A 23,198-nucleotide genomic window follows, 5' to 3' on the forward strand; every position below is an offset into this window, starting at 1 on the left:
CGGGAGCGGCTCCCGTGGACTGTGCCGGCCGGCAGCCCGTCGCCACAGGAGCCCGCGAAGGTCGTTCAGGGTCTGCGGCCGTGGAAGGTACGGCGCAGGTCGTTCACCCAGGCGTCGGGGTTCTCCCAGGGGATGAAGTGGCCGCCGTGGTCGTGGGCGTTGACGTTGACGTGGTTGAACCAGTCGCCCTGCGGGCCGCTCTTGAACGCCTGGACGCGCTCGGCGGCGGTGTGGATGCCGGGAGGGTTCTCGTACGTGACGAAGGTGAGGCCGACCGGGGCCTGCACGACCGGGGTGCGGTCGTGGGCGGGGGCCCAGGGGTAGCGGTTGGCGTTGGCGTAGTAGCGCATCGACGTGGCGATGGAGTTGTTCACCCAGTAGATCGTGGCGTGGGTGAGCAGATCGTCCTTGGTGAAGACGGTTTCGATGTCGCCGCCGTTGTCGCTCCAGGCGTTCCAGCGCTCCAGCAGCCAGGCGAGCAGTCCGGCGGGGGAGTCGCTCAGCCCATGGGCCAGGGTGGCGCCGTCGAGCATGTGCACGGCGAGGTGGGACGCCCAGCGATGGTCCAGCTCGATGATGCGGGCGCGGATGTCCGCGGGCTGGTCGTCGGTGAGAGGCTGGTTCCGGGCGAAGTTCCAGGCCCGGGGGCCGGTGAAGAAGCTGAGCGGCAGCCCGGAGCCGATGTGGATGCCGTACAGCTCGTCGGCGTACTTGTGGCCGAGCTGGCTGGTGACGATTCCGCCGATGTCGCAGCCCCCGGCGGCGTACTTCTCATACCCCAGGGTCTCGGTCATCAGGGTGTGCCAGAGGTCGGAGACCTTCCAGAAGTTGACGTCGGGAAAGCCGGTGAGCGGGCCGGGGAAACCGAAGCCGGGCAGAGACGGCACGATGACGTCGAAGGCGTCGGCGGGGTCACCGCCGAACGCGGCCGGGTCGGCGAGCGGATCGATCACCTTCGACCAGTGCCAGAACGTCCACGGCCAGCCGTGGGTGAGGATCAGCGGGATCGGACGGGGGCCGCGGCCGGCCTTGCGCATGAAGTGCACCGGGACACCGTCGACGCTCACCCGGTAGTGGTCGTGGACGTTGATGGCGGCCTCGGCCTTGCGCCAGTCGTAGCCGTCCCGCCAGTAGGCGACCAAGTCACGGAGATAGCCGTCGGGGACGCCGTAGGACCAGTCCTCGTTCCCCTCGTCCAGCGGCGGACGGGTCAATGCGAGACGGGCGCGCAGGTCATCGAGGGCCTCGTCGGACACGTGGATCGCAAAGGGCTTCAGCGGGAAGACGTCCTGGGTGCTCATCGCGTGGTTCCTTCTTCTGACATCAACCATTTGGGACATTGAATCGGTCACGGGGCGGTCGCCGCTCAGGCACCCCGATCGGATCTACCCGTGTGGACGAGCCGAGAACAGGAGGGTCAGCGGGCCAGCAGGCCCCGGATCGTCGCCGCGATCTCGTCGGGTGCCTCCTCGGCCATGAAGTGCCCCGCCCGGGTCAGCCGGTGGTCCAGGTCCGGCGCCCACGCCTTCCACACGCCGGCGGCGTCGTAGCCCAGCCGCGCACCCCAGTCCTGCTGGACGACCGTCACGGGCATGGCCAGCTGCGACCCGGCGTCCAGGTCCGCCTGGTCGTGCAGGACGTCGATGCCCGCCGAGGCCCGGTAGTCCGCGACGATCGACGGCACCGCCGCGGCGCTCGCCCGCAGGTATTCGGCACGCACATCCTCCGGCACGGCGGCCGGGTCGTTGGCCCAGGCGTCGAGGAAGGAACCGAAGAACGCGTCCGCGCTGCCTGCGATCATCGTCTCCGGCAGGCCCGGCGGCTGCGCCATCAGGAAAAGGTGGTAGCCGACCGCCGCCGAGACGCCGTGCAGGACGTTCCACATGTCGAGCGTCGGCACGATGTCGAGGATGCCCAGGTGCGTGATGGTCTCAGGATGGTCCAACCCCGCCCGGAAGGCGACCAGGGCGCCCCGGTCGTGGCCGACGAGAGCGAAACGCTCGTGCCCGAGCGCCGCCGCCAGGGTCACGACGTCGGCGGCCATGGCGCGCTTGGCGTACACGTCGGGGTCGGTGGCCGCCGGCTTGTCGCTGGCGCCGTAGCCTCGAAGGTCAGGACAGATCACCGTGTGCTCGTCGGCGAGCCGCTCGGCGACGTGTCGCCACATCAGGTGGGTCTGCGGAAAACCGTGCAACAGCACGACCGGGCTGCCACTGCCGCCGACAGCGGTGGACAGCTCAACACCGCCCGCACCGGGCAGGCGAATGTGATCGAAGCCGGGAATGGTGAGCGTCATGAAGGGCCGTCCTTTTCGATTGGGGGACTGACCCGATCAGCCTGGGCGACGGCGATCAGCAGCCGATCAGTGCGGTTGGGCTCGGCCGACCCCAGGCAGGGAGGATGGGAGTATGCGAATCGACGTGCTCGGCGCCGTGCGGGCGCTCCGCGACGACGGCAGCCCGGCCGACCTGGGCGGGCCTCGTCATCGTGAGGTACTCGCCAGGCTCGTCGCCGCCGAGGGGCGGATGGTGACCACCGACACCCTCGTCGACGACCTGTGGACCGATCCACCGGCCCGCGCCGTGGGCGCTTTGCGGACGTTCGTCGCCGCGTTGCGCCGCGCCCTCGAACCCGACCGGCCGCCGCGCAGCCCGCCGCGCGTGATCGTCACCGAAGGTCCCGGCTACGCGCTGCGCCTGTCACGCGAGGACGTGGACGTCCACCGGTTCCAGGACGCCCTGGCCCGCGCCCGCCGCACCCCCGACGCGGTGGCCGACCTCGACGTGGCACTCGCGGTCTGGCGCGGACCCGCCTACGCCGATGTGCCCGGCTCCCCATGGGTGCGGCGCGAGCGGACCCGGCTGGAGGAACTGAGGTTGGAGGGGGTGGAACTGCGCGCCCGTATCCTCCTCGACTCCGGGGAAGGGACCGATCTCGTCGCCGAACTGGGTGCTCACGTCGCCGAACATCCGTGGCGCGAGCCGGCCTGGGGACTTCTCGCCCGCGCGCTGTACCGCGCGGGCCGCCAGGCCGACGCACTGGCCGCACTCCGCCGCGCCCGCACGATGCTCGTCGATCAACTCGGACTGGACCCCGGTGCCGATCTTCAGCGCCTGGAGACGGACATCCTCCGCGGATCCGTGCTCCTCGAAGGCGCGCGCACCGCGTGGACCGGTCCCGGTGCCCGGCTCGGCCCGCGCACCACCGTGAATCTGGCCCGCACCCTCGCACTGGCGGGCGGCGACGCCCTCATCCACTCGCGGCGCGACCGCCTCGCCGCCATCCAGGCGGCGGAACGCACGGGAGACCTCTTTCTGACCGCCCGGATCATCGGCGCCTACGACGTGCCCGCCATCTGGAGCCGGGCCGACGATCCCGAACAGTCCCGCGCCGTCGTCGCGGCCGCCGAGCGCACCCTCACCGCACTCGGCCCCGACGGTCCCCCCGGCCTGTCGGGCCGCCTGCTGGCCACGATCGCCGTCGAGAGCCGCAGCGCCGATCTGTCCGGGGCCGAGCTGAGACGCGCGCACCAGGCGGCGCTGCGGGCCGAGGCGCTGGCACGGGACCTGGCCGATCCGGCCCTGCTGGCGTTCGCGCTCAACGGGGTCTTCCTGCAGTCCTTCACCCGCCCCGGGCTCGCGACGGTACGAGACGGGATCGGCGCCGAGATCCTCGACCTGGCCACCCGGCACGAGCTGCCGAACTTCGCCGTACTCGGCCGGCTCATCCGCCTGCAATCCGCCTCGGCCCTCGGTGATCTCGACGCCGCGACCGCGCACGCCGAGGCCGCCGAACAGCTCGCCGCCACCACGGAGGCGCCCCTCGTCGCCGTCCTCACCCGGTGGTTCAGGGCCCGGGCCACGGCCGTTCGCAGCACCGAACCCGGTGGGCCGAGCGCCGCCACGGCCGCAGCGCACTACCGCGCCTGCGAGGACGCCCTCCTTGCGGCCGGAATGCCGGGGCTGCACCGCGGCCTGTTCCCGCTCGCCCTGCTGGGGCTGCGCCTGCTGCACGACCGGCCCGCGCCCGTTGACCCGCACCTCGACTGGGGTCCGTACCGGCCCTGGGCACGCCCCCTCGTGCTGCTGGCCCAGGACCGGGGCGAGCAGGCCCGTACCGCCCTCGCCGCGGTGCCCGAACCGCCGCGTGACCACATGCAGGAGGCCATGTGGTGCCTGACCGCCCGCGCCGCCGTACACCTCGGCGAGCGCGAAATCGCCGCACACGCTGCGGCGGCCCTGAGCGATGCCTGTGCCGAACAAGCCGGCGCCGGCAGCGGAATGCTGACCCTGGGCCCGGTGTCGCGGTATCTGGCCGAGGCGAAGGCATGCGCCGAAGCGAGGTAGGCGAAGGCGATCCGCGAGCTCGCCCCATGGCCCCGGCGGGCTCAGGTCGCCATCGAAACGGCTAGGGTGATCGCCGTGCTGCGAGGAGGCGGGGCCGAGGTGATCGCGTCATGCGGGACGGATGAGCTGTCCGACCATGACGCCATGGAGTTTGGGGCCGACTGACGATGAGCGCGGAAGAGGATTTCAAGCAGGTCGGCGCCGAGCTGGCCGACCTGGGCGTATGGATCTCCACAATGATGGGGAATCCCGCGCTGAAAGATCAGGCGGGGAAGGTGTTCGCGAGCCTGCAGCGCGACGGTTCCATGGTGTTCCGGCTGGTCAGGGAAACCGTTGAACACACGGCCGCGCTTCAGTTGGCTGGGACGTCCCTGTTCGACCCCTCGGGACGGGGCAGGGTGATGAAGGACTGGGTGGTCGTGCCTCACTCCTTGGCCGAGAGATGGACGGATCTGGCCGAGGCCGCCCTCAGCCGCCCACGCTGAGCGGGCCGCGACCGCTGGACGGTCAGCCGTCATCGCGGCCTTCCTCGGGCGGCTCGGGTGCTTGGCGACATTTGTATTGACCACGAACGTAGTTGACAGTCGGGCTTGATCAATAGCGAAGACCTCCGATGTGGTGGAGGTGTCTGGGCTCCACGTCGAAGTCTTCTCAGGCGCTTGCATCTCAAGCCGCTTGAGGTCGCATAGTGGGCGTCGTGGACACGAACGAGCTGTATGCCATCGGGGATGTCGCCCGGCGGACCGGCCTGAGCGTCAGCGCCGTCCGGTACTACGCGGACGCCGGCGTCGTCACGCCGACCGCCGGCACGTCGGCTGGCCACCGCCTGTACGACGTGTCGGCCATCGCCCGGCTGGAACTGGTCCGGACGCTACGGGAACTCGACGCGGGCCTGGACGAGATCCGGCGGGTGCTGGCCGGCGAGGCGACGCTGCGCGAGCTGGCCGCCACCCACCTGGCCCTGCTGGCACGGCAGGAGGCACGGCTGCGCAGCCGTCGCGCGGTGTTGTCGACCATCCTGCGACAGGACTCCACGGCCGAGCAGGTCACGCTGATGCACAAGCTCGTCGGCATGCCGGACGAGGAGCGCGACCGGCTGATCGACGAGTTCTGGACGGAGGTCTCCACCGGCTGGGAGCCGCCGGAGCGGATGGTCGAGTGGTGGCGGGCGGTCCGGCCTGAGCTGCCCGAACATCCCAGCGCGGCCCAGCTGGAGGCGTGGATCGAGCTGGCCGAGATGGTCCGGGACACCGAGGCCCGGCAGGCCGTGCGCCGTGAGCTGCACGAGGTGTGCACCACCGGGGCCGGACCGCTGATGACCTCGTCGCCGATGCTGGACAGCCTGGAGGCGGCCACGCCGATCGGCCAGGCGGCGATGGACGCGGCACGGGAGCAGGTGCCACCGGACTCACCACGAGGGCGGGAGATCGCCGACCGATGGATCGGGTGGCTGACCGGCATTTTCGCGACACCGGACAGCCCCGGGATGCCGGACACGCCCGAGTTCCGGATCCAGACGGCCGACCACATGCTGATGGCCGCGGAGTGGGACCGCACGCCGCCGGAGCCGGAGGGACCGCTCGACCGGTACATGGCGCTGGTCACCGCCGTGAACAACGCGCCAACGGAGCAGTTCCCGTACGAATGGCTCGCCGCGGCACTGCGCGCGTCCGCCCCACCGGCTCGCTGATCACTTCGCCCCGAAGCCGCAGGCGCCTCGCGTCAGTTCTTGGAGGGCCGCTGTCTCCGGGAGCCGTCGGCCGCGAGCGGGAGACCGCGCAGCGACAGGGCACTCGGCGGAGGCAGGGCCCCGTGAGCCGCCTCGGCGCGGAACGACTGGAGCAGGTACGCCACCAGGCGCCGAGACGCGGCACCGTCACGCGGCAGCGCGGTGACCAGCCCGCAATGGGACAACAGGGCCACGGCGAGGTCGGAGGGGTGGAAGTCGGCCCGCAGCGCGCCCGCTGCCTGGGCTCTGCGGACCAGGGTCATCAGGTCCCGCTCGGCCCGTTCCCGGGCCTGCGCGTGTTCCACCGTGCTGTCCGGGAAGGCCGCCACGAACGCGGCCGAGAACCCCTGTTCCTCCCGCTGAAGCTCGCAGGCCGTCTCGACCAGCCGCTGGAAGCCCCGCCAGGGGTCGGGGTCGGCCAGCGCCTCGGTGAGCGCTCGGGCGCAGGTCTCCATCTGCTGCGCGAACGCAGCCCGCACCAGGTCGTCCCGGGTCGGAAAACGCCGGTACAGCGTCGCGACGCCGACCCCGGCCCGTCGCGCCACGGCCGCCATGGGCGCGTCGATCCCGTGCTCGGCGAAGACCGCACGGGCGGCGACGAGGATGCGCCCCCGGTTGCGTCGGGCGTCGGCCCGCAGCCCCGGGCCCGCGATCCGAGAGGATTCCTCCACCACTGTCTCTCACCTCCGGCCTAAACGGACGGTGTCGTCCGGTTAAGAGCCTACGCTCGGGGCCAGCCCCCCGCACGGCCGCTGGTGACGAAGGTGAGAACGATGGACGACCGCACGATGAGAGCAGTGCTTTTCGACCGCTTCGGCGGCCCCGAGGTGTTGTACGTGGGCCGGGTTCCACGTCCCGAACCGGCACCCGGCGAGGTACTCGTGCGGGTGCGCGCGTTCAGCGTCAACGGCGGCGAACTGGCGGCCCGTTCCGGCCGCCTCCGTCTCTTCACCGGACAGAAGTTCCCGCAACGCGTCGGGCTGGACTTCACCGGCGAGGTCGCCGCGCTCGGCGCCGATGCCACGGGCGTCGCGGTCGGCGACCGGGTGTGGGGCGTCGTGGGCCGTACCGGATTCGGCAGCGCCGCCGAGTACGTGGCGGTCCGGGCCGAGCGGCTCGGCCGGGTCCCGGACGGACTGGATCTGGTGGCAGCCGCCGCGCTGCCGGTCGCGACCACGGCCATCACGGCGCTGCGCGACAAGGCCAGGCTGCGCCCCGGTGAACGACTGCTCGTACGGGGCGCAGCGGGTGGCGTCGGCAACGCCGCCGTCCAGCTCGGACGGGCATACGGTGCCGAAGTCACGGCCCTGGCCCGCGCCGCCAACCTCGACTTCGTCCGCACGCTCGGCGCCCACCACGCCATCGACCACCGGACCGTCCCGCCGGGGGAACTGGGCCTGTTCGACGTGGTCCTCGACACCGTGGGCACCGACCTGCGGTCCTTCCGGCGCCTGCTGACGCCCGGCGGACGCATGGTCACCATCTCTTTCGACCTGACACGGCTCGCCGCCTCACTCGGCTACATCGCCGCCAGCGCCGTACACGGACGCGGCCGGGTGCGCTTCTTCAGCGGCAACCCCACGCGGGCGCTCTTCGACGACCTCGCCCGCCAGGCGGCGGACGGGGGACTGCGCCCCGCGGTGGACAGGTGCTTCCCGCTGGAGGAGACGGCGGCGGCACACCGGGCGCTGGAGGCGGGCGGGGTACGGGGCAAGTACGTGGTCAGGGTCGACTGATCGTCACGATCGCAGATGCTCCTCAGCCTTTCCGGGACGGGTTTCATCCTCCGGCTCGGTGAACCGCACGACTCGCTCCACGCATCCCTGATCGCTGCGGCAGGGCGAGCGGCACCCGTCGTGGCCTCCAGGCGACCGGGCCCGTAAGGGGGCTGAGAGTCTGGTGCGCGTGACAGTTGATGCGGTTGAGGAGTTCGAGCGGCATCGTTCGAAGCTGTTCGGGTTGGCCTATCGGATGCTGGGTTCGGCTGAGGAGGCCGAGGACGTCGTCCAGGACGCCTTCCTGCGGTGGCATCAGGCGAGCGCTGTCGCGTCGCCGTGGGCGTGGCTGGCCAAGGTCGCCACCAACCTGTGTGTGAACCGGTTGACGTCCGCGCGTGCGCGCCGGGAGAGCTATGTCGGTTCTTGGCTGCCGGAGCCGGTGTTGACCGCGGGCGGCGCTTTGGGCCCGCTGGACAGCGCCGAGCAGCGGGAGTTCGTCTCGCTGGCCTTCCTGGTGCTGCTGGAAAGGCTCAACCCGGTGGAGCGCGCGGTGTTCGTCCTGCGCGAAGCCTTCGACTACAGCCATCGGGAGGTGGCCGAGGTCATCAACTCCTCCGAGGCGAACTCCCGGCAGCTGTACACCCGAGCTCGCCGGCGTCTGACCGAGGCGCGTGGTCGCTCCGATCGCCGGTTGGACCAGGACCACCGCCGCGACCTGGTGGAAAGCTTCCTGAAAGCCGCGGAACAAGGAGACCTGCCGGGGTTGGAGAAGGTGCTGGCCGAGGACGTGACCGTGTGGGTGGACGGTGGCGGCAGGGTCGGCGCCGCTCGGCGGCCCATCTCCGGTGTCTCCAAGGTGGCGCGCTACCTGGTGGGGTCGTTGAGCATCGCCGGTGAGGGGGTGCGGCTGTCGGCTACGGAGGTGAACGGCGCACTGGGACTGCTGGCCCGGGCCGGTGGGAAGCCGGTCGGCGTGCTGGTGCCGGAGACGGCGAACGGCCGGATCAGCGGGATTCGCATCATCGCCAACCCCGACAAGCTGCGGTTGTCACATTCCGGAGGCCTGTCCGGTTCTTAACAGGTGACCGCCTCACGCCGGACCCGGTGTGAGGCGGTGACCTGACAGCCGCGCGAGGCCGGAACACCGGCATCGCGCTCTCCGCGGAGGATTCCTGCTCGTGACGAACCTGATCCTGGTGACGGGCGGTACCGGCCGGCTCGGCCGCGTACTCGTGCCACGGCTTCTGTCGGACGGTCATGCCGTCCGCGTGCTGAGCCGCAAGGCGCCATCGGATGAGCGGACGTGGCGCGGTGACCTGCTCACCGGTGAGGGCCTGAAGGAGGCGGTCGACGGCGTCGGGGTGATTGTCCACTGCGCGACCGGTAACGGCCGTGCGGACATCGCCGGCACGCGCAACCTCATCCGGACGGCGGTGCGAGCCGGGCGCCCGCATCTGATGTACGTGTCCATCGTCGGCGTCGGCCAGGTGGACATGGCCTACTACCGGGCGAAGCTGGCCTGTGAGCAGCTCGTGGAACGCTCTGCCCTGCCGTGGACGATCCAGCGTACGACCCAGTTCCACGAGCTCATCGTCTGGATGTGCACGAGCCAGCGCTGGCTGCCCATGATCGTGATGCCCAGCGGGGTCAGCTTCCAGCCCGTTGACGCCGGCGAGGTGGCCGCCCGCCTGGTCACGCTGGCCGGCGCGCCACCGGCCGGCCGTTCGCCGGACATGGGCGGGCCCGAGGTGCGCCTCGCCGCCGATCTGGCCCGCGCCTACACGCGCTCGCGCCCCAGCCGTCGGCCGGTGGTGTCGGTGCCGATGCCCGGGGCCGGTATCCGCGGCTACCGCGAAGGGGGACATCTCACCCCTGAGCACGCCGACGGTCGCATCACCTTCGAGCAGTTCCTCGCCGCATGAGCGCCCTCACCCGGCTGCGGGCGGGCCTGGCCTTCCTCGCCGTGGCGCAGTTCGTCGTGGGGGGTTGGGCACTGTTGTCGCCCCGCTCGTTCTTCGACATTCCGTGGGTGGGGATGCGCATGCCGTACAACGCGCATCTGATGATGGACTACGGCGCGATGAGCCTGGCCACGTCGGTGGTGCTGGGCGTGAGTTTTTTCATCGTACGGCGGAGCATGGCCCGTACGGCGCTCGCCGTGTACCTGGTGTTCGCCGCGCCGCACCTGGTGATCCACATCCAGCTGCTGCACCATCTCACGCCCGGCGAACGCGTGCCGTTGCTGGCCGCACTCACGGTGGCCGTCGTGATCCCGCTGGTGCTGCTTCCGCTCACCAGCCGGCTCGAAAAGGAGTAATTCCTCCACCTTTCCATAGAGCGGTGGGGTTCACGAGATACTCGGGCGGCTCCGCGGGTGGCGTGCTTCGGGCGCCACCGGAATACCGTAGAAACGGGTCAGCGAGCTTGATCGCCGATATTGGTAAAGGTTTCGAAGGTTCAGGTGGTGCCGATCGATCGGACGGCGTACCCGAGGTTCACGCGAGCCGTATCGGAGCGGGTCAAGATGTTTCCCCTGGCAATCGAGCAGACATTCGCCGAGCACCGCGGTCTGCTGCACGCTGTGGCCTACCGGGTGCTCGGCAGCGTCGCCGAAGCCGAAGATGTGGTGCAGGACGCGTGGTTACGCTGGAGCCGCGTCGATGTGGCGACCGTCGCGGACGCCGAAGGCTATCTGGTCAGGGTGGCCACCCGGCTGGCGATCGACCGGCTGCGCAGTGCACGCGTGCGGCGGGAGTCCTATGTGGGATCGTGGCTGCCCGAGCCGCTTCTGACCGATCCGGATGCCGCGCAGAACGTGCTGCTCAAGGAGTCGGTGTCGACCGCGATGCTGCTGGTGCTCGAGATGCTCTCCCCGGTGGAACGCGCGGTGTTCGTGCTCAGCGAGGCCTTCGGGTACGGCCACCACGAGATAGCGCACCTCATCGGGCGCAAACACGCGACAGTGCGCCAGATAGCGCTCCGCGCCAGGAAGGCGGTGGAGACGCGGCACCGACGCTATGACACCGATCAAGCGACCAGGCGGCAGGCCACCGAGCGGTTTCTGGCGGCCTGTCTTGGCGGCGACCTGAATGCCCTGATGGAGGTATTGGCGCCGGATGTGACCATGGTGAGCGACGGTGGCGGATTCACCGGCGCCCCTCGCAGGGCCATCCACGGCCGCGAGCGTGTGGCCCGCGCCGCCGTCGTCCTGTCGGCACGTCGGCCGTACGACTCGCTGGCGCAGATCTTCCAGGTCAACGACGGCCCGGGAATCATCATCCACTCGGGGCGCACACCGGTGCTGGCGGCCACCTTCCACCTGGCGAAGGGGAAAATCGAGGTGATCCACGTGGTCAGCAACCCGGAGAAGCTGACCGGCGTCGCGTTGTAACGCAGATCACACGGCGACGCGTCACTCCTCGGGCCGCCGTCTCGTCCGTGAGGCGATCAACCAGCCGATCGTTGTCACGGAAGAGGGAATAGCTTGATGTTCGCGGTCTATCTCACGGTCACACTTCTCGCTGCGGCGCTCTACGGTATGGCAGCCATCGCCAACCTCATCGGCCATGACTACCCCAAGAGCCAGGCGGACATGTTGGGCGTTCCCCGGTCCTGGATGCGCCTGTTGGGGGTGCTGCTGGCCGCCGGGGCGCTGGGGCTGCTGGCCGGAATCGCCGTACCGATCCTGGGCACGCTCGCCGCCAGCGGGCTCGTGCTGTACTTCCTCGGCGCATTCGCGGCACACCTACGGGCCAACGACCACCACTTCGCCCCCTGGAGCCTCTTCTTCTGCATGGCGGTGGCCGCCCTGGCCGTCAACCTGACGTGCCGCTGATTCATCACTTGGGCGAAGACATCACCTCGACGCGGACGTCATGAGCGGCACCGACGGCATCCACTGGTCCTCGCTCACCTGGAGGAGACCGACATCGGGGAGTTCGCCTCCGGCAACCGGCCAACGCCGGCAACCGGGGCCATACCGTTGTGGCCGTGGCCGGCCTGGTGGGCGCGCAGCCGTGCGCCAGGCCGGGGAATGGGCGGCTTCCGTTACGGCGTAGCCGACAATTCCGATACCCGGGGTGGGGCAGGGAACTCGTCGTCAGGTGAAAGGCCCGTCACCGTCTCTGCTCCGGAGTCAGGACGCGTCGGGTCCGGTCCCCGGTCCAGGCCGCTTCGAGGATCGCGGTCAGGCTGGCGGTGTCGGTCGGGCCCGGATGGTTCTGGATCAAGCGGGTGACGCCACTGGCCATCTCCGCGAAGCGCGGGAGGTCGGCGCGTGCCACGCCGATGTCCGCCAAGGTGGCAGGGATGCCGATGTCGGCAAGGAGCCCGTCGAGCCAGGTGAGGAACATATCCGCGGCCTCGGCATCGGAGGCGTCGGTCACATCGAGCCCGCACACCCCGGCGAGGACGGCCAACCGGTCGCCGATGGCATCCTTGGCCGCGTCCAGCGCGTAGGGCAGCAGCAGCCCGACACCCAGGCCGTGCGGTGTGTGGGTGGCTGCGCCGATGGGGTACTGGAGGGCGTGCGGAGCCCCGTTGCCCGCGTGGGAGAACGCGAGCCCGGCCAGCATGGACCCATAGGACATGTCCGCGCGCGCGTCCTTGTCGCCTCCGTCCCTGACGGCACGGGGCAAGCTGCGGGCGATCCGCTCCGCGGCCAGGAGCGCGTAGTGATCGGTGATCGGGTTGCGGCCGAGGAAGACCTGCTCCACCGGGTCGCGAGGTGCGTGGGCCCGGGGCCGCGCGGTGTAGCTCTCCACCGCGTGGCAAAACGCGTCGATGCCGGAGTGGGCGGTGACGGTCGCGGGGCAGGTGTAGGTGAGCTCGGGGTCGACGATGGCGAAGTCGGGCACGATGTGGACACTGGAGACCCCCACCTTCAGCTCGCGGTCCGGGTCGGTCAGCACCGAGACGGGCGTGAGCTCGGAGCCGGTGCCTGACGTCGTCGGGACCGCGACGAGAGGAATCGTCGGCCCCGGCACCCTCGACTCGCCGTAGAAGTCGCGCGGCGTCCCACCGTGGCGCCGGATGACGCCGACGATTTTGGCGAGGTCGATCACCGTGCCACCCCCGATGGCGAGGATCACGTCGGCGTCCACCTCTGCGGCGACCGAGACGGCCAGGGCGACATCGGTGAGTGGCACGTCCGGAGTCGCGTCGGCGAACACCCCGACGACTTCGACCTTCTCCCGCACGGCGGCCACGATCTCGGCCACGCCCGGCTGCCCCAGAAGAACCCGGTCGGTCACGATGAGGAGTCGCGAGCCGCACTCGGCCACCACTCGTGGGATGTTCTGCGCGACCCCTTCGCCCACTATCAGCTGGCGTGGTCCGCGGACGGTCTCAAGCATGTCAGTGCCTCTCTGGAACGTCGGCGGTGATTTGCTGGGCGGACGTCCAGGTCACCTGCGAGACCGGGACGGCGTCGGCAGGGTTGGCTGCCGGGTGGCGCAGGCGCGTGCCGGACTCCCGGATCCGGTCGTGCCCGGGCGCCCTCGGGTCCATCGCGATGCGGTGATCCTCGGTGGGCACCCGGAGCCGCAGGCCGGTCACGGTAGGTCGATCGCGGCGTAGGTGACGTCGAGGTACTCGAAGATGCCCTCGTGCGACCCCTCCTTGCCGATCCCGGACTGCTTCACGCCTCCGAACGGAGCCGACGGGTCCGAGATCAGGCCACGGTTGATGCCGATCATCCCCGTCTCCAGCCCTTCGGCGAACCGGAGCGCCCGCTGGAGGTCACGGGTGAAGACGTATCCGGCCAGGCCGTGCTCGGTGTCGTTGGCCTTCGCCATCACCTCGTCGTCGGACGTGAACGAGATGATCGGCGCCACCGGGCCGAAGATTTCCGCCTCCAGTATCTGCGCGTCTTCGGGCACGTCGACGAGGACCGTAGGCGGGTAGAAGTGGCCCGGCCCCTCCGGACGCTCGCCGCCCACCAGGACACGGGCGCCGCGATCGACCGCGTCGGCGACGAGCTCGTCGATCTTGGTGACCGAGGGCTCGTCGATCAGCGCCCCGACGTTCACGCCGTCGTCGAGACCGTGGCCCACCGAGAGCGCGGCCATCCGCTCGGCGAAGCGCGCCGTGAACTCCTCGCGCACCGGCTCCTCGACGTAGATCCGGTTGGCCGCGATGCAGGACTCCCCGATGTTGCGCATCTTGGCCACCATGGCACCGTCGAGCGCGACGTCCAGGTCCGCGTCGGCACACACGATCAAGGCCGCGTTGCCGCCCAGTTCCATGGAGGTGCGCAGCACGTTGTCCGCCGCCTGTCGGAGCAGCACGCGCCCGACCTCGGTCGACCCGGTGAACGAAAGCTTGCGGGTCCGGCGGTCGGCCAGCAGTGCCGAGACCACCTTGCCGGAACGCTTTGTCGTCACGACGTTGACGACGCCCGGGGGAACGCCGACCTCCTCCATGATGCGGGCCAGGAACAGCATGGTGAGTGGCGTCTGGGCTGCCGGCTTGGTGATCGTCGTGCAGCCCGCCGCCAGCGCAGGAGCGATCTTGCGGGCCCCCATGGCCAGCGGAAAGTTCCAGGGCGTCACGAAGACGCACGGTCCGACCGGCTTCGGTACGGTGAGGATGCGATATCCACCGGCGGGAGCGGTGTTGTAGCGTCCCTCGACGCGCACCGCCTCCTCGGCGAACCAACGGAAGAACTCGGCGCCGTAGGCCACCTCTCCGCGAGCCTCGGCGAGCGGCTTGCCCATCTCGAGCGTTATCAGCCGGGCGACCTCCTCGGATCGCTCGGTCAGTGCCCGGTACGTCGCGGTCAGCAACTCCGACCGTTTTCGCGGCGGGGTCGCCGCCCACTCCGCCATCGCCTTGCTCGCCGCGTCCAGAGCGGCGAGCCCGTCCACGACGTCGGCGTCCGCCACCTCGGCGATGGTCTTGCCGGTGGCCGGGTCCTCGACGGCGAAGGTGGCTCCGCCGGCGGCGTCGCGCCAGGCGTCGCCGATCCGGAGCCGCCGGTGCTCGGGGGCCAGGACGTTCATCGGGTCACTCATCGCGTCGCCTCCTGTGATGTGCTTGGTGATGTCCGGCGTGACCTCCGCGGTCGCGCCACGCGCGTTGACGAACGGGTCACACGACCTCGTCGGGGTCGAGGTCGCCGAGCGGGTCGAACGTGGCCTCGGCCCTGGCCGCGGGGCGACGCCCCGCGCCGCCGGTCGCCTTCTCGGGCCATGGCTGCTTCGGCGTCGTCAGGCTGTGCTCACCGGTGACGGTCCGCCGAGGCTCGATCGCCTCGTAGGGGCGCATGTCGACGTCGTCGCCCCGCGCGGTTACCTCCCGGCCTCGGACAGCGCCAGCCCGGTGTCCGCGTCGAACAGGTGCGCACGGTCCAGGTCGACCGTGACAAGCAGCCGCTCGCCCGGCGTACCGGTGACGGTGGGTCGTGCCTTGATCTTGAGCATCTCCGTCCCCACCCGGACGTCGACCACCGTCCGGTCACCGAGCGGCTCAAGGCCGTAGAGCTCACCCGGCAACGACGTGCTCCCACGCTGCTCGACGGACAGGTCCTCCGCGCGCAGGCCCAGCAGCAGCGGACGACCGTCCTCGGCCGTGGTCCAGCGGGGCCGCGGCAGCGTCCAGCCTTCCGCCCCGACCAGACGATCTCCCTCGGCGTGGCAGGCGAGCAGGCTGATCGCCGGGCTCCCGACGAAGCCCGCGACCCACTGGTTGGCCGGACGCTCGTACACCTCGGCCGGCGTTCCGACCTGTTGCACCTTCCCCTCCTTGAGGACCGCGACCTGGTCGGCCATGGACAGGGCCTCGACCTGGTCGTTGGTCACGTAGACGAAGGTTCCCCCGAGGCTCCGGTGGATGCGGGTGAGCTCGGTGCGCATCTCGACGCGGAGCTTGAGGTCGAGGTTGGTCAGCGGCTCGTCCATGAGGAACGCGCGCGGGCGACGGACCAGTGCCCGGGCCAGGGCGACACGCTGCATCTCACCGCCCGACATCTGCGCGGGACGACGCTGCAGCAGGCGTTCGATGTGCAGCAGACTCGACATCTTCTCGACGGCGGCGGCGATCTCGCTGGAAGAGCAGCGGCGTGCCCGCAGTGGTGAGGCGATGTTCTCGTACGCCGTGAGTCGCGGGTAGAGGGCGTAGCTCTGGAAGACCATGGCCAGGTCGCGTGCGGCCGGGGTGTCACCGGTCGCGTCCCTCCCGTCCAGGTGCACCGACCCGGCGTCGAGCTTCTCAAGGCCGGCGATCGCTCGCAGGGTCGTCGTCTTGCCTGCCCCGGAGGGCCCCAGCACGACGAAGAACGAGCCGTCCGGCACGTCCAGCGTCACCCCGTCGAGGGCCTGGACTTTACCGAAGGACTTGGACAGCCCGTGCACTGCCACGGTTCCCATCAGGCCACCAGCTCTTCCGTGCTCGCGTCGTAGACGGGCGGGGGCCCGCCGGTGTGCCGCAGCCCGACCGGCGCGTCGGCGGCGAAACGGACGGTCAGTGGCATTCGAACCCGTGCGTCGCGCCGGTCGCCGTGGTCGACCACGTAGATGATCTCGTCGCCCAGCCACTCCGCCGAGACCACGCGGGCCGGGACCGAACGTTCCGCCCCCGGTTCCGTGACTTCCAGCGCCTCCGGCCGGACGCCCGCGATCAGGGAACGGTCGCGCGGCAGGTTCGGCGGTGGCGTGAGGGCCAGTCCGCTCTTACTGCGCAGTTGCCCGTCGGCCAGCTCCACCTCGATCAGGTTCATCGGCGGGGAGCCGATGAACGCGGCGCAGAAGAGACTCGCCGGACGGTCGTAGACCTCCAGCGGCGTGCCGACCTGCTCGACGCGGCCCTTGTTGAGGATGGCGATTCTGTGACCGAGCGACATCGCCTCGACCTGGTCGTGGGTGACGTAGACCATCGTCGTCCCCAACTCCCCTTGGAGATGCTTGATCTCCGTGCGCATGTCCGCCCTCAGCTCCGCGTCCAGGTTGGTGAGGGGTTCGTCCATGAGGAACGCGCGCGGTCGTCGCACCAGGGCGCGAGCGAGCGCGACGCGCTGCTGCTCCCCGCCCGACAGCCGGTGCGGTCGCCGGTCCATGAGCGAACCGAGCCGCATCAGCCGGGCGGCCTCGTCGACCCGCTCCTGCACCTCCTGCTTGGGCAGTCCCTCGGCCCGCAGGGGGAACGCCAGGTTGTCGCGGGTTCTCAGATGCGGGTAGAGAGCGTAGAACTGGAACACCATGGCGATGTCGCGCTCGGCGGGCGGCAGGTCGTTGACCAGCGTGTCGCCGATGCGGATGTCGCCCGTCGTCTGCCTCTCCAGGCCGGCTATGGCCCGCAGCGTGGTCGTCTTGCCGCAGCCCGAAGGGCCGAGCATCACGAACAGCTCACCGTCGGCGATGGACAGGTCCACGTGCTCGACCGCGACCGTCCCGTCCGGGTAGCGCTTGTGCAGCGCGGTCACCTCGATGCCCGCCATCAGCGTCGCACCGCCCCGAGCGTCACACCGGCGACGAGGTGCTTGCGCACCAGGTAGGCGAAGACGAGCACCGGTAGGGCGAACACTATGGAGGCGGCGGCCACGAGACCCCAGTCCACAGTGGTTCCGCCGATGAGGCCGGCGATGGCGGGCGGGGCCGTCCGCACGGCGTCGCTGGAGGTGAGGAAGATGGCGAACACGAACTCGTTCCACGAGAAGATGAGGGCGAAGACCGCCGTCGCGGCGATGCCGGGCAGGAGCAGGGGAAGGGTGAATTTCCAGAACGCCTGCAGGCGGGTGTAACCGTCGAGCATGGCGGCATCCTCGTACTCCGCGGGCACCTCGTCGACGAACCCCTTCATCATCCAGATCGTGAACGGGACGTTGAACGCGGTGTAGATGAGGATCAGGCCGAGCTTGGTGTCGAAGAGTCCGACTTGGCGGTACATGAGGAAGATCGGGATCACGACCACCACGGGCGGCATGAACCGGGTGGACAGGATGAAGAACAGCTGGTCCTTCTTGGCCTTCACGGCGAAGCGTGAGTAGGCCCAGGCCGCCGGGACCCCCAGCACGGTGGCCAGCACCGTGGAGACCCCGGCGACCACGACGGAGTTGAGGAACGCGCCGGACAAGGTCGAGGGACCGCCACCGGAGGCGACGAACACGTCCTTGAAATGGTCCAACGTGACCGTGAAGTTGAAGAACTTGGCCGGGATGGCGTAGACGTCCCGGTTCTCCTTGATGGACGTCTCGATCATCCACAGCACCGGGAAGAGCATCACGGTGGCCAGCACGGCCAGCAGCGCGACCTCCAGCACGGCGCGTCCCCGGCCGCCGAAGCGGCGCCCTGGGGGCCGGTGATCCTGGACAGGACCTGGGGACACGGCCTCGTCGACGGAGACGGCCATCAGTCCTCCTTGAGCTTGTTCAGGTAGCGCATGTAGAGCTGCGCGAGGACGATGACGACGAGGACCATGAGGATTCCGTACGCCGAGGCGGTTCCGGTGTTGAAGCCCAGGAACGCGACCTTGTAGACGTGGAACGACAACGTCTCGGTGGAGACTCCCGGACCTCCGCTGGTGAGGATGTAGACGAGGTCGAACAGCCGGAAGGCCTCGATGGCCCTGAACAGCACGGCGATGAGGAGCAGCGGCCACACCAGCGGAAGAGTGATGGTGCGGAACCGGAACCACTCGGACGCCCGGTCGATCGAGGCGGCCTCGTACAGGTACTTGGGGACCGCGGTGAGGCCCGCGAGTGCGATGAGCATGATGAACGGCGTCCACTGCCAGGTGTCGACCACGATCAGGGAGATCAACGCCGTGTTCTGCCGGGTGAGCCACTCCACCTGCCCCAGGCCGAGCGAGCCGAGCATGCTGTTGATCACGCCGAACTGCGCGTCGAGCATGAATCGCCAGAACAGCCCGACCACGACCGGCGACAGCATCATCGGAACCAGGAACAGCGTGGTCAGCACTCCTCGCCCGTGCGTGCGCCGTGAGATCAGGTAGGCGATGGAGAAACCGAGCACGGTCTGCAGGGTGACCGCGCCGACCACGTAGATCAACGTCGTGAAGGCCCTCAGGTGGACCTGCGCCGAAGTCAGGATGGCGGTGAAGTTCTCGAACCAGACGAAGGTGGCGGCCCCCCCGCGGGTGGCCGAGTAGTCGGTGAACGACAGGTACAGCGCCCACAGCAGCGGGAAAACCGACATCGCGAGCAACAACAGCAACGCGGGGGAGATGAAGGCCACCGTGAGCCAGCGGTCGCTCAGGTGGCGGGACCGCCCCGGTGCAGGAGGCGTCACGGACGCCTCCTGCACCGGGTGGTCCGTCGTCAGAGAGACGGGGTCACTCACAGTCCGCCGCCACCCTTGCGGCCGGCGGAGTCGAGCACGCCCTGCTGTTCCTTGGCGATGTCGTTGAGCGCGTCCTTCGGGTTCTTCGCGCCGTTGAGAGCCGCGTTCACGTTGGTGTTCTCGATGTCGATGAGGCGCGCGTACTCGGGCACGTTCCACATGTCCCGCATCCGGGTGACCGAGTCGGCGTACACCTGGTTGAACGGCCCGGCATTGAGGAACTCGGGCGAGGCCAGGGCGTCCGTACGCGCGGGCACACCACCGGCGGCCGCCCACTTCTTCTGGATGTCAGCCTGCTCGAACCACTTCATGAAGTTCAGGGCCTCCGCCTGCTTCTCCGCGGAGGAGTAGGCCGACACGTGCATCCCCATGCCGCCGAGCGGCACCAGGTCCGTCTTCTGCTTCGGCAGGGTGGCAAAGCCCAGCTTCTCGAGGATCTCCTCCCGCGTGGTGCCGAGCGTCGACTCCTTCGGGTCGAGCAGGCCGCCGCTCGCGGCGATCCAGTTGAACGCGATGCATGCCTTGCCCTGGGCGACCGCCGCGTTCACCTCGTCGATGAACCAGTTGCCGGAGCCTGCGGCGGTCAGCGGCTTCATCTTGTTGACCAGGACGTCCATCGCCTCCTGGCCTGCGGCGTCGTTGATGACGCCCTCGATCTTGCGCGCCTTGGAGTCCCAGAGTTTGCCGCCGTAGACGCCGTTGACCGTGTTGTAGGTCACGGCCGCGGCGTCGGAGCCGTTGGCCTGGTGGAAGGCCAGCCCGCTGACGCCGGGGTTGTCCGTCTGGCACTTCTCGGCGGCTGCGATCATCTCGTCCCAGGTCTGCGGCGGCTTGTCGCCGATCAGGTCCTTGCGGTAGATCATCGTCCAGGTGTCGCCGAGCAGCGGCAGGCCGTACAGGCTGGCGTTCTCGTCGCGCTGCCCGGTCTCCGCCTGGGGGTACTGGCCGTAGGCCGCCAGGAGGTACGGGTTGTAGGCGCTGACGTCGATGTTCTTCTTGACGAAGTCGGTGATGTCGAGGATGTTGCCGTTCGTCACGGCCTCACCGATGTGCTGCGAGTCCAGGATCGGGATGTCGAAGTCGGTCTTGTTCGCTGCGAACTGGGTGAACATCGCGTCGTGCCAGTTCGCGTTCGGCACGGTGTTGACCTTGATGGTCACGTTCGACCGCTCCTTGGTGTACTCCGCGTTCGCGAAGTCTTCCAGAGCTTTGGCGGGGGGCCACTCGAACCAGATGAAGCTGAGGGTCAGCGGGTCCTTGGTGAGCTCCGGGATGTCCGCCGGCGCCTTGGGGGCGCTCGCCGCGCCGTCGTCCTGGCCACCGCAAGCCGCCATGGTCGCGGCCATCACCATGGCCATCGTCGCCAGCTGCACCTTTCGAGTGGGAACGGACAGTCGTCCTATCCGCTTGGGATACCGCATCCTCTTGCCTGCTTTCTGGGGGGTGGGAACTTCTGGAGCCCTGCTGTGTGCTTCGCCGAGCAGTTGCTGGGTTGTTCGGGCGTGTTGCCGGCTGTCGCAGGGGCTGACCCGCGGACCGGCGTCACGAGTACGCCGCGACGTGATGGGCTTCAGGCAGTCGAGAGGTCCTTCGGTCCTTGTGGGCCCGATGGCGAATCGAGTAGGACGTCGAGCATGCTCATGGGAGCTCCAACTGATCGAAGCGGAGCGATGGCGGGCGGTTCCCCGATTGGTGAAGGATGGCTGGCATCCGTCACCTTTCCTATACGATCCGGGTGGGGGCGTCAATATCCCGTAGCGTTGCGACCGATGTCAACAGGTTCCCGAAGGCGCAAGAAAGGACCTCACGTCACGATGGACGACGAAGCGGTGATCGCGCGGCGCCGTGGGGCCACGAGAGGCGGAACGCCGCCGGGAAGATCTCGCGGCCGGCTTGCCGACGAGGTGTACGACACGCTGCTCGGACAGCTGATGTCGCTACGGATCGAGCCTGGCTCCCGCGTCACGATCGATGCCCTGGCCCGAGAGCTCGGGGTCTCGCAGACGCCGATCCGAGACGCTCTGAACCGCATGGAGGCCGAGGGCCTGGTCGTGCGTGTGCCCCACGCCGGCTATCGCATTCCCCCCCAGATCACCCGTGACCGATTCGAGGACATGGTTGAGGTCCGCCTGCTCCTCGAGCCGGCGGCGGCGCGCAGATCCGCCGAACGCGCATCCTCGAAGCAGGTGGACGGTATGCGACGAATGCTGGAGGAGATGGCGGAGTTGGAGGGGGGCGACGGGGCCATGGCCTATGGCGCCTTCGGGCTACGCGACGCCGCTTTTCACGATCTCATCGCTCTGAGCGCGGAGAACCAGGTCATCCGCGAAGCGCTCGCCCGCCTGCACACACACGTGCACCTGTTCCGGCTTCTGCACGACACCCAGGTCACTCACCTGGCCATGGCCGAGCACGAAGAGGTTCTGGCCGCGATCGCCGCGCGTGATCCCGACGCCGCCGCCTACGCCATGCGTCGGCACATCCTGCTGTCCGGCGAACGGTTCCGGCGATTGTTCGACGAGGCCCAGGACGCGGACTCAATGGCGGCAAAGGCTTGACGGGCGGGCCGGGCCGAGGAATGCTAACCCAACCGGAGCGGATCGGATCGGATCGGATTGGATCCATCTCGCCCGCCCAGATACGAGGAGAAGCAGGTGCCCAGAGCGCTGCTCCTGACCGGCGACGCCGCCGAGGAGCTCGACACCATGTATCCCTACTACCGTGTGCAGGAGGGGGGCTGGGACGTTGACGTCTCGTCACGCACCATGCGTGACGTTCAGCTTGTCATCCACGAGTTCGACCCCAACTCCGACGCCTACGTGGAGAAGAACGGCCGAAAGCTGCCGGTCGACGTGCCCTGGGCCGACGTCGACGTCGAGCGCTATGACGCCCTCATCATCCCCGGGGGACGCGCCCCCGAGTGGATCCGGGTCGACGCCGACGTCAGGCGCATCACCGAGCACTTCTTCGCGCGCAACCTCCCGATCGCCCTGGTGTGCCACGGCGCGCAGGTCCCGGCCGTGTACGGGCTGCTGAAAGGCCGAAAGACGGCGTGCTTCCCTCCCATCACCGGTGACATGGAGAACGCGGGCGCGACGGTCATCGACGCTCCCGACGTCGTGGACGGCAACCTCGTCTCCTGCCGCGGCTGGCCCGACATGCCGCAGTTCGGCCGGGCGATGATGGACGTCTTCTCCAAGTCCATCAACTCCGCATCCGCATGAGCACACCTGGCCGGTCTCGGTGACGACACTTCGGACCGTCACCGTCGACGGCTCTCCCGTCCACGTCATGGAGAGCGGCACCGGGCCCGCGGTCCTGATGCTGCACGGCTCCGGACCCGGTACGACCGGATCCGGAGCCTGGGCGACGACGGCCCAGGCGCTGGGCACGTCCTGGCGCCTGGTGGCTCCTGACCAGGCGGGGTTCGGCCGTACCCCGATGCCGGCGGGCTCCAGGGGTGGGCTCCGGCTGTGGACGGAGCAGGCCGCGGGCCTGATGGATGCTCTCGGTGTCGAGCACTACGCCGTGGTGGGCCACTCCATGGGCGGTGCCGTGGCGCTGGCGTTGGCGGCCGCGCGTCCCCGGCAGGTCACCTGTGTCGTGGCGGTCTCGACGATGGGCGCCCCCGGGGCGCCGCTGTCGGCCGACCTCGACGCGCTCTGGGCCGCCCCCGCCGGCGTGCCCGGGGCACGAGACATGTTGAGTCGCCTCGTCCTCGACCAAGCGCTCGTGACCGAGTCGGCCGTCGCCGCCCGTGCGGCCGCGATGCGAGAGGGGGCGGCCGCATTCGCGTCGTTGTTCCCTCCGCCTCGGGCACGTTGGGCCGACGATCTCACCCTCTCGGCGCAGACGCTGGCAGGGATCCGCGCGCCCGTGCTGCTCGTCCACGGCGCCGAGGACCGAGTCACCCCGCTCGAGACGGCAGCCCTGCCCCTGCTCGAACACCTGGCCGATGTCCGTCTGCACGTGCTCGGCCGATGCGGGCACGTGCCGGCGCTCGAGCACCCGCACGACTTCAGGCGACTCCTGTCGTGCTTCCTCGGCCGGGAACGAGGTAACTGATCGCTGCGACAGGTCCGCAGCCGTGCTCAAGCAGGGCGGACACGGC

At 69.5% G+C, this 23,198-nt stretch carries 24 protein-coding genes; 12 read left to right on the forward strand and 12 right to left on the reverse strand.

All coding sequences use genetic code 11. The features are described 5' to 3' along the window. Positions 1-65: 65 nt before the first annotated feature. Together ACFY3V_RS31570 and ACFY3V_RS31575 are read right to left on the reverse strand one after the other, a co-directional pair. The gene (locus ACFY3V_RS31570; protein WP_389778551.1) at positions 66-1,301 is read right to left on the reverse strand and encodes an epoxide hydrolase family protein; all 1,236 of its coding nucleotides are present in this window, start codon (positions 1,299-1,301) and stop codon (positions 66-68) included. A 116-nt stretch (positions 1,302-1,417) separates the two neighbouring features. After that, positions 1,418-2,296 carry an alpha/beta fold hydrolase gene (locus ACFY3V_RS31575; RefSeq protein WP_389778553.1) on the reverse strand — a complete coding sequence of 293 codons (879 nt, stop codon included), beginning with the start codon at positions 2,294-2,296 and terminating at the stop codon, positions 1,418-1,420. Between the two features lie 112 nt (positions 2,297-2,408). Between ACFY3V_RS31575 and ACFY3V_RS31580 the strand changes: the two genes are divergently transcribed. From ACFY3V_RS31580 to ACFY3V_RS31590, 3 genes are all read left to right on the forward strand, one after another. Then, positions 2,409-4,346, forward strand: coding sequence for a BTAD domain-containing putative transcriptional regulator (locus ACFY3V_RS31580; protein WP_389778555.1), 1,938 nt, complete (start codon positions 2,409-2,411; stop codon positions 4,344-4,346). 167 nt (positions 4,347-4,513) lie between these two features. Then, positions 4,514-4,831 (forward strand): hypothetical protein, encoded by a 318-nt coding sequence (locus ACFY3V_RS31585; RefSeq protein WP_362906201.1) that lies wholly within the window; start codon positions 4,514-4,516, stop codon positions 4,829-4,831. Positions 4,832-5,043: 212 nt separating this feature from the next. Next, positions 5,044-6,036: a MerR family transcriptional regulator gene (locus ACFY3V_RS31590; protein WP_389778558.1), complete on the forward strand. Its 993-nt coding sequence runs from the start codon at positions 5,044-5,046 to the stop codon at positions 6,034-6,036. 32 nt (positions 6,037-6,068) lie between these two features. On the opposite strand, the gene ACFY3V_RS31595 is transcribed toward ACFY3V_RS31590, so the two are convergent. After that, a complete protein-coding gene (locus ACFY3V_RS31595; protein WP_389778560.1) occupies positions 6,069-6,749 on the reverse strand; it encodes a TetR/AcrR family transcriptional regulator in 681 nt (226 codons plus the stop codon). Between the two features lie 99 nt (positions 6,750-6,848). Here ACFY3V_RS31595 and ACFY3V_RS31600 point away from each other — a divergent pair, with 99 nt between their 5' ends. The 6 genes from ACFY3V_RS31600 (at position 6,849) to ACFY3V_RS31625 (ending at position 11,628) form a co-directional block, all read left to right on the forward strand. Further along, positions 6,849-7,811: an NAD(P)-dependent alcohol dehydrogenase gene (locus ACFY3V_RS31600; protein WP_362906207.1), complete on the forward strand. Its 963-nt coding sequence runs from the start codon at positions 6,849-6,851 to the stop codon at positions 7,809-7,811. Between the two features lie 169 nt (positions 7,812-7,980). Then, complete coding sequence (locus ACFY3V_RS31605; protein WP_389778562.1) at positions 7,981-8,871, forward strand: RNA polymerase sigma-70 factor; 891 nt, start codon at positions 7,981-7,983, stop codon at positions 8,869-8,871. A gap of 100 nt (positions 8,872-8,971) precedes the next feature. Beyond that, positions 8,972-9,715, forward strand: a complete 744-nt coding sequence (locus tag ACFY3V_RS31610) for an NAD(P)H-binding protein (protein WP_362906211.1) — start codon at positions 8,972-8,974, stop codon at positions 9,713-9,715. Further along, complete coding sequence (locus tag ACFY3V_RS31615) at positions 9,712-10,110, forward strand: hypothetical protein (RefSeq protein ID WP_389778564.1); 399 nt, start codon at positions 9,712-9,714, stop codon at positions 10,108-10,110. Before ACFY3V_RS31610 ends, ACFY3V_RS31615 begins: the two co-directional genes overlap by 4 nt. Positions 10,111-10,257: 147 nt before the next feature. Then, complete coding sequence (sigJ, locus tag ACFY3V_RS31620) at positions 10,258-11,184, forward strand: RNA polymerase sigma factor SigJ (RefSeq protein ID WP_362906216.1); 927 nt, start codon at positions 10,258-10,260, stop codon at positions 11,182-11,184. Between the two features lie 96 nt (positions 11,185-11,280). Further along, entirely contained in the window at positions 11,281-11,628 is a 348-nt protein-coding gene (locus ACFY3V_RS31625) for a DoxX family protein (protein WP_389778567.1), read from the forward strand. A 280-nt stretch (positions 11,629-11,908) separates the two neighbouring features. On the opposite strand, the gene ACFY3V_RS31630 is transcribed toward ACFY3V_RS31625, so the two are convergent. The 9 genes from ACFY3V_RS31630 to ACFY3V_RS31670 form a co-directional block, all read right to left on the reverse strand. Next, complete coding sequence (locus ACFY3V_RS31630; protein WP_389778569.1) at positions 11,909-13,147, reverse strand: iron-containing alcohol dehydrogenase; 1,239 nt, start codon at positions 13,145-13,147, stop codon at positions 11,909-11,911. Between the two features lies 1 nt (position 13,148). Next, complete coding sequence (locus ACFY3V_RS31635) at positions 13,149-13,349, reverse strand: hypothetical protein (RefSeq protein ID WP_362906221.1); 201 nt, start codon at positions 13,347-13,349, stop codon at positions 13,149-13,151. Further along, the gene (locus ACFY3V_RS31640; RefSeq protein WP_362906223.1) at positions 13,346-14,806 is read right to left on the reverse strand and encodes an NAD-dependent succinate-semialdehyde dehydrogenase; all 1,461 of its coding nucleotides are present in this window, start codon (positions 14,804-14,806) and stop codon (positions 13,346-13,348) included. The genes ACFY3V_RS31635 and ACFY3V_RS31640 overlap by 4 nt, the downstream gene beginning before the upstream one ends. Positions 14,807-14,882: 76 nt before the next feature. After that, positions 14,883-15,059, reverse strand: a complete 177-nt coding sequence (locus ACFY3V_RS31645; RefSeq protein WP_389778572.1) for a hypothetical protein — start codon at positions 15,057-15,059, stop codon at positions 14,883-14,885. Positions 15,060-15,082: 23 nt separating this feature from the next. Then, positions 15,083-16,159 (reverse strand): ABC transporter ATP-binding protein, encoded by a 1,077-nt coding sequence (locus ACFY3V_RS31650; protein ID WP_389778574.1) that lies wholly within the window; start codon positions 16,157-16,159, stop codon positions 15,083-15,085. Then, positions 16,159-17,226 carry an ABC transporter ATP-binding protein gene (locus ACFY3V_RS31655; protein WP_362906229.1) on the reverse strand — a complete coding sequence of 356 codons (1,068 nt, stop codon included), beginning with the start codon at positions 17,224-17,226 and terminating at the stop codon, positions 16,159-16,161. Before ACFY3V_RS31655 ends, ACFY3V_RS31650 begins: the two co-directional genes overlap by 1 nt. Continuing rightward, positions 17,226-18,137, reverse strand: coding sequence for a carbohydrate ABC transporter permease (locus tag ACFY3V_RS31660; protein WP_350949952.1), 912 nt, complete (start codon positions 18,135-18,137; stop codon positions 17,226-17,228). The genes ACFY3V_RS31655 and ACFY3V_RS31660 overlap by 1 nt, the downstream gene beginning before the upstream one ends. Then, a complete protein-coding gene (locus ACFY3V_RS31665) occupies positions 18,137-19,036 on the reverse strand; it encodes a sugar ABC transporter permease (protein WP_350949953.1) in 900 nt (299 codons plus the stop codon). The genes ACFY3V_RS31660 and ACFY3V_RS31665 overlap by 1 nt, the downstream gene beginning before the upstream one ends. A gap of 47 nt (positions 19,037-19,083) precedes the next feature. Then, a complete protein-coding gene (locus ACFY3V_RS31670; RefSeq protein ID WP_362906232.1) occupies positions 19,084-20,460 on the reverse strand; it encodes an extracellular solute-binding protein in 1,377 nt (458 codons plus the stop codon). A gap of 441 nt (positions 20,461-20,901) precedes the next feature. On the opposite strand from ACFY3V_RS31670, the gene ACFY3V_RS31675 reads away from it, so the two are divergent. The 3 genes from ACFY3V_RS31675 (at position 20,902) to ACFY3V_RS31685 (ending at position 23,152) form a co-directional block, all read left to right on the forward strand. Beyond that, entirely contained in the window at positions 20,902-21,645 is a 744-nt protein-coding gene (locus tag ACFY3V_RS31675) for a GntR family transcriptional regulator (protein WP_389778578.1), read from the forward strand. 96 nt (positions 21,646-21,741) lie between these two features. Next, the gene (locus ACFY3V_RS31680; protein ID WP_344744621.1) at positions 21,742-22,311 is read left to right on the forward strand and encodes a DJ-1/PfpI family protein; all 570 of its coding nucleotides are present in this window, start codon (positions 21,742-21,744) and stop codon (positions 22,309-22,311) included. Positions 22,312-22,330: 19 nt separating this feature from the next. Next, positions 22,331-23,152 carry an alpha/beta hydrolase gene (locus ACFY3V_RS31685; RefSeq protein ID WP_362904373.1) on the forward strand — a complete coding sequence of 274 codons (822 nt, stop codon included), beginning with the start codon at positions 22,331-22,333 and terminating at the stop codon, positions 23,150-23,152. Positions 23,153-23,198: the final 46 nt, after the last annotated feature.

It is taken from the genome of Streptosporangium sp. NPDC000095, assembly GCF_042899335.1.
Lineage (GTDB): Bacteria > Actinomycetota > Actinomycetes > Streptosporangiales > Streptosporangiaceae > Streptosporangium.